The sequence below is a fragment of the Leptolyngbya cf. ectocarpi LEGE 11479 genome, assembly GCF_015207065.1.
Taxonomy (GTDB): Bacteria; Cyanobacteriota; Cyanobacteriia; order Phormidesmidales; family Phormidesmidaceae; genus Leptothoe; species Leptothoe ectocarpi.
In genome coordinates this window covers 1-5,496 of the sequence record NZ_JADEXP010000417.1, presented here as the reverse complement: position 1 = coordinate 5,496, position 5,496 = coordinate 1, and the positions used below count along the sequence as shown (strand labels likewise).

Annotated in this window: 7 protein-coding genes and 1 pseudogene; 2 read left to right on the top strand and 6 right to left on the bottom strand. The window is 48.0% G+C overall.

Annotated features, from left to right (window positions below; translation table 11 throughout):
* Window positions 1-164: pseudogene (locus tag IQ260_RS27295) on the top strand (photosystem II q(b) protein); the annotation flags it as partial.
* Window positions 165-272: 108 nt separating this feature from the next.
* Here IQ260_RS27295 and IQ260_RS27290 read toward each other — a convergent pair.
* The 6 genes from IQ260_RS27290 to IQ260_RS27265 all read right to left on the bottom strand — a co-directional run bounded on the left by IQ260_RS27290 (window position 273) and on the right by IQ260_RS27265 (window position 3,972).
* Window positions 273-587 (bottom strand): hypothetical protein, encoded by a 315-nt coding sequence (locus IQ260_RS27290; RefSeq protein ID WP_193996230.1) that lies wholly within the window; start codon window positions 585-587, stop codon window positions 273-275.
* A 555-nt stretch (window positions 588-1,142) separates the two neighbouring features.
* Entirely contained in the window at window positions 1,143-1,550 is a 408-nt protein-coding gene (locus tag IQ260_RS27285) for a hypothetical protein (protein ID WP_228016479.1), read from the bottom strand.
* Window positions 1,486-1,983, bottom strand: a complete 498-nt coding sequence (locus IQ260_RS27280) for a hypothetical protein (RefSeq protein ID WP_228016478.1) — start codon at window positions 1,981-1,983, stop codon at window positions 1,486-1,488. The genes IQ260_RS27285 and IQ260_RS27280 overlap by 65 nt, the downstream gene beginning before the upstream one ends.
* Before the next feature lie 113 nt (window positions 1,984-2,096).
* The gene (locus IQ260_RS27275; protein ID WP_193996227.1) at window positions 2,097-2,669 is read right to left on the bottom strand and encodes a hypothetical protein; all 573 of its coding nucleotides are present in this window, start codon (window positions 2,667-2,669) and stop codon (window positions 2,097-2,099) included.
* Window positions 2,670-3,113: 444 nt separating this feature from the next.
* Complete coding sequence (locus IQ260_RS27270; protein ID WP_228016477.1) at window positions 3,114-3,380, bottom strand: hypothetical protein; 267 nt, start codon at window positions 3,378-3,380, stop codon at window positions 3,114-3,116.
* Window positions 3,367-3,972, bottom strand: coding sequence for a ParA family protein (locus IQ260_RS27265; protein WP_193996226.1), 606 nt, complete (start codon window positions 3,970-3,972; stop codon window positions 3,367-3,369). The genes IQ260_RS27270 and IQ260_RS27265 overlap by 14 nt, the downstream gene beginning before the upstream one ends.
* Window positions 3,973-4,353: 381 nt before the next feature.
* Between IQ260_RS27265 and IQ260_RS27260 the strand changes: the two genes are divergently transcribed.
* Window positions 4,354-4,659 (top strand): hypothetical protein, encoded by a 306-nt coding sequence (locus IQ260_RS27260; RefSeq protein ID WP_193996225.1) that lies wholly within the window; start codon window positions 4,354-4,356, stop codon window positions 4,657-4,659.
* The last annotated feature ends 837 nt before the right edge of the window (window positions 4,660-5,496 follow it).

The window sequence follows — 5,496 nt, the reverse complement described above, 5'->3', positions numbered from 1 at the left end:
TCGACTCTCAGGGTCGTGTCGTCAGCACTTGGGCTGACGTGATCAACCGTGCCAACCTGGGTATGGAAGTAATGCACGAGCGTAACGCTCACAACTTCCCTCTAGACTTGGCTGCTGGTGAAGCTGCACCTGTTGCTATGGTGGCTCCTTCCATCGCTGCATAGGTTTTAAGCTTCATAACAATCCAATGTAAGAGAAGGCGGCGCTGCCCAATTTGGACAGCGCCGCTTTTAGTTGATTAGGCAGAAAAAAAGGACTGAAGCCCCACACCGCTAGTAAGCCTCGGGCCGATGAACCACCACCCGCACACGCCCACCGCGCTGACCGCCAGACAACCGAATAGACCCCTGAGGTACCACCACCGGCACCGACACCGCAAACCGAGCCGGACCAGCTGACACACAACGCACCCGCACCTGGTAGCCCACCACCGCCGCCCACTTAGCCGCAAACGCACCAGGCAGCTGAGCAAACCACACCTCGGCCACGTAGCCCGTAAATGACCGCTCAGACTCGCGCCAGCAGCACTCGACCGCACCGTACTCAGCCGCTAAACCAGAAACAAACTCAAACGGAACAGAACGCATAACGACAAACCCAAAAACAACCACCCACTAGGGCATAGTTCCCGGAACCGGAGGGAGTCAGGGGCGTAGCGCATGCGGAGAGCGTAGCGTCCCTTGACCCCGTAGGTAGCCTAGAAATGCCTGGTGGTGGGAAGGCAGCTTTGCTGCACAGCTGGAGCAGGCCCCCGAGGGGCCGATTTGCGAGGGGGTAACGATGTGGCGTAGCCTAATGCGTAGCAACGACAAAAGATCTAGGCAATGCCAGCGATAGGAAAGGTTTGAACGTAGTGAGATTTCAAACTGATTTGATGAAACATGCTACAATCACTGCGCTTGTGAGCGCAGCTGCACAGCAAAAGCCCCAGCGGTGGCCAGGGCTTAGGTTAGTACTAATTTACTGATTTTAGCAGCAGAGTAACGCAGGTGGTGATCAGGCTAAGCCAGCTGTATCGTGGTTGGGTTGCGATCTCAACTCTTGTTTTCTGATTGAGCGATTAACCGATTATTTACTTAAGCGCTTAATCATTTCAGCTCAGCAAGCTCAACCCATTGCATATCAACGGCTAAGCTACTACCTCACCAAGGCAACCACTTACGAGTCTGCTTAGCCTGCTCCTGCACAACCGCCTTGATGCGCTCATCAACTTCATCCTGATCCTCACCGCCAATCGTCCCATGCATGCGCTCTAGCTCATTGGCCGATAACGACTCATTCACCATGTAAGCTTCTTGGGCTGGTTGAGGTAGTGAGGAGCGATCTCGAATCTTACCGCCAGTCTGCTCGTATAGCTCCCGCACATTGCAGTCAAACAGCTCTTGGGTTTCAGCCTGAATCACCTTTTCATAGCTTTCAGGACCACCACCGTTATCCTTAATGGTCTTAGTAAAGCGTCTAAAGACAATCGCGCCGTCAACCCGTTTACGCTGCGGCGACAGCTCCTGGGAGTCTCCGAGGAGATCTAGCTGTGATTCTGACGGTTCCAACGTCTTCTTCTCGTTCTTCCACCAAGGAATAAAACCCATCTGCCTCTTCTCTTTCTTGTGGGCTAAAGTCTTTTGAAAATAGCTGTTCTAGACCTTGCTTAATAATCTCCATCCCGTCTGGATACATCAAAAAGGCATCTAGAATTTCATGCCGGTATTCGTAGTCCCAACGGTCAGGCGTAAAGTTAAAGGTGTGCAAGATCAGCATGTAGGCATCAAGACAGTTTTCATAGGCACTCACTGCCTTGAAGTAAGCCAATGCCTTGACCCATGTTTTCTTATATCGACGGTCGCCAAAGCGTTTAATTTCAGACGTATAGTTCTCGGGCTGGAGCACCTGCCCCTTCCACTCGTTGAGGAATGACCACGCTTTCCATACCTTTTGCTTTAGCTCCGGCAATTTCATATCTACATATGGGGACGCTCTAACCATAGGTTACCTCTTATTTTCAGAATCTCTAAGCGAATAGCCGGTGGCCAACCCAGGGTTTTATCAAGACCGTAATCGTTAACCATGGGGCAGCTGACCACCGGCAATATCCCTCCTTACTGACCACCACCCATACGCCGCTCTCTGAGCATGTTGGTTGTCTGCAGTTCTGCCTGTAGCTCTGCCTGATGCATTACAATCGCCCGCTTTTGACCTCGGGCCGTGGCTGCTCGTAGCTCGGTCTCAGATAGATTGACCTCTGCTGTATTCACCTGGTCGATCATCGCTTCCAGGTTGGCCATCTGTTCAGCAACGGATAGTTCTAATGCGGTGGTCTGGGTTTGCCGTAGAGCGAGAACGCTACCGACTTCCTCGGGCACTAGCTCACCTTCAATAACGCCAGCACTGGCCCATTCGTGGGAGTAACGGGCTTTGGCTTCGGTGACCCAGGATTTGCGATCGCAAAGTTTCACCCCGGCAAAATCCCCAAACAGGGTCCGAGCTAGTTCAGAATATCCCCGGTCATCCTTTAGCAATTCAGCTGGAGCCACCTGACAAATCCAATCAAACCATCGCGTTCGCACAGTGGACTCAGCCACATTGTGCGATTGTGCGATTTCCTGTGCGGTATAGCGTGCGGTGGCGTACGCCTGCATGTCCGCTAGAGTGCGCAAATCTGTGCTATTCATAAGTTGAATCCTATGACTACAAGGGTTTCAGCGTGTGAGCCAACTGCACGCCTACTGTGCTTGTCCGTGCGGGTAGGTGTGCGACTCACGCACAAATAGTACATCAATATTGCTTAATCAATTATCCACTTAACTGATTAAGCGCTTAATCGACAATTAAAACCCTTTATTTTCAATGTTTTTTGGGTTTATTAGATTTAAAAATATTTTTGCTTAATCAGTTAAGCACTTAGGCGAATTGTTGCGATTATGGATTAGTAGCTTGAGTGGGGTGTGCAATCACATGCACGACTTCCATACTCAGACGTGCAACCGCCTGAGCGTCCTGGCCCCGTAATCTATAAACTCTTGCCGCTTAACTGCTTAAGCGGATATTTACATAAAGCCTTTATCACTAATGAGTAGCTGATCAGAAACTGATTTTCTGATTAAGCAGTTAAGCGATTAATCGGCCACCCACTTTTCCAATAGCTCAGTAATCAAGTCGCTGAAGTCGCCATCATGTCTCACCAGCTTAATCTTGACGTCCTCATTCAATGTTCTAGGAATATAGGCCCCCACCTGAATGTAATTAGGGTCTGACCGCTTACCCGTCTTCTTCCGTTTCCGCTGGGCAGGAGGTTCTTTAACTTTTTTCGTTTCTGGCTCCTGGTCCAACGAATCAGCCAGGTTGCTAAACATCTCAGCCGTGTCCTTTTTAGTCTTCGCCATAACCTTCCTCCAGCTCCTTACCGAGTGATTGATATTCACCCCAGGCAATGCGCCCAAATCGATCACCCGACTCGTAGACAGGCACCCCTTGCAGAGCCGCCTTTTCATAGGCCGTTAACCGCCTGATTTGCTGCTTAGCTACCGGCACCTTCAACCGCTCAAGCGTAGCCCTAGCCGCATCTGCCGTAGCCTTTTTACGACTGTCCACCATGGTGAGCAGTACTGCATAATCGCTTAACTGCTTAAGCATTTTAACGGTTCCTAGCAAAGCTTCAAGGGCCAGGGCATCCGGAGTAGTGGGCAATAGCAGCAGGTCACAGCCAGACGCTAGCTCCTCAATCTGGCTATGGTCTGGGTGAGCTTCGGTATCGATAATAATATGTTCCTTTTTACGGGATGCTTTAGCAGCTCCCATCAAATCGCAAACCGCAAACGGTAGATTTCCTCGCTTACTCCAGTTAAGGCTTGAGCGGTTGGGGTCGCCATCAACCAGTAATGTATCTGGCGATAATTGAGCGAAGTAACATGCCAGATGAACGGCAGTGGTGGTTTTTCCCACCCCTCCCTTAAATCCGGCGATAGTTATAATCATCTGCTTATCCGATTAGCTGCTTAAGCGGTTGGTCATTGGCACGATAGCAGACTGTGTTGATATGTGGGTAAGTTTTTGTGGATGCAGCATTGGCGATGGGGTGGAGTTGAGACCTCAGACGTCAGCAATGGAAAAGTGCCGCATCCATCAACTGTCATATTGCGAGAAAAATCAAAAGAATAGGTTATTTTGCTGACAATCACGATTTATCAAGCGAAATCAGCACTTTAAGCCATACATCAGCTTCAACTGATACTGTGTCGATTTACTTATTGCCAAAGTGGTAATGACCCAGATAGTAGATGACCTTAATCTACAGTTGCTGAGGTTTATCCCTTCCTCCAGAGCAGTGATATCTATCCTGTTTCTGAGGTATTTATCATGGTCAAGCCCACAAAAAGATACAAGAAAACCTTGTTACTTTTAGCATACAAGAGTGAGCGTAGTAAGAGCCAAGCTTTCAAAGCTATTGCTTATCAGCTTGGCAAAGAGCTGCATATGGGAAGAGATATTCTGCCTCTTACCCAAGAACTCATCGATCTAGGATTAGTTATACGCACTAATCCTGAGGCTCCTTCAGTGAAGGGGCACATGCATATTACGACAGCTGAGGGTTGTAAGGAAATTGAAGCCTACTTCAATGACTTAGAATCCATTTCCCAACGGAATCCTAAATTCGGCTTCTAAAGATAGTCGATATGCTAAAAGGCTCAACACCGTCCAGAGAATAAGCAATCAATATTCATAACTTATTTACTCTTTGGATTCTTCTGGAAAAATTGGGACTTTAGAACATCGACTGGCTTCATTTTTGGATATGTACCACTGAAATCTCAGCATTTCACTGCTCTGTAGGAATTTAATTAAAGCTCAAATCAGAGCTTGATTAGGGATAGCCCCATCAAACCTAATACAACATACAAAGAACCATCATGTTTATACACAGTGAGCCACCGAGCTCTTATCTCCGATGTAGAGGTAACGGCAAACCATCATCAAGAGGACCAGACATTGACCACATTCCATCTAGAGGACCAAACATCAACCACTTTATCGTCACTATTATTTTGGCAACTCTACCTGCAGCATATAAGGATGAAGCAAAAATGCTTTTTCATGAAAGCTGTGATGCTGGCGAAATAAAGGAGGCTCTCTTGTATTTCGAAGGTGGTATGGTGTATCGGCTTCAGGCCTGTCTCAACTACTTACGTTCCATAGTGCGCAAGTAGAAAAAAGTCCAAACATAATACAACAAAGGAAACATGAACATGAACAACCAGCATATTAAAGGTCTAAAGCCAGGGCATAACCAACGACGTTAACTAGAACATAGCTAACGTTTCGCAGAGGGATCAATGTCTTTGATCCCTCTGTTGCTTTTTTGGATAGCCTAATTACTCACGGTTCGCTAGAAAATATAGGAGAATAGCGAATAGCGTAATAATGCCCAAAATCGTATCCCAGCCAAGCAATGGCCCAGTTGATCAGTAACGAACGCGTCGATGATATCCCACTGCTATTAAG

Bases quoted from the DNA above. Each gene is read 5' to 3' on its own strand.
- IQ260_RS27260 (WP_193996225.1), top strand. From the start codon at position 4,354: ATGGTCAAGCCCACAAAAAGATACAAGAAAACCTTGTTACTTTTAGCA.
- IQ260_RS27275 (WP_193996227.1), bottom strand. From the start codon at position 2,669: ATGAATAGCACAGATTTGCGCACTCTAGCGGACATGCAGGCGTACGCC.
- IQ260_RS27265 (WP_193996226.1), bottom strand. From the start codon at position 3,972: ATGATTATAACTATCGCCGGATTTAAGGGAGGGGTGGGAAAAACCACC.
- IQ260_RS27270 (WP_228016477.1), bottom strand. From the start codon at position 3,380: ATGGCGAAGACTAAAAAGGACACGGCTGAGATGTTTAGCAACCTGGCT.
- IQ260_RS27280 (WP_228016478.1), bottom strand. From the start codon at position 1,983: ATGGTTAGAGCGTCCCCATATGTAGATATGAAATTGCCGGAGCTAAAG.
- IQ260_RS27290 (WP_193996230.1), bottom strand. From the start codon at position 587: ATGCGTTCTGTTCCGTTTGAGTTTGTTTCTGGTTTAGCGGCTGAGTAC.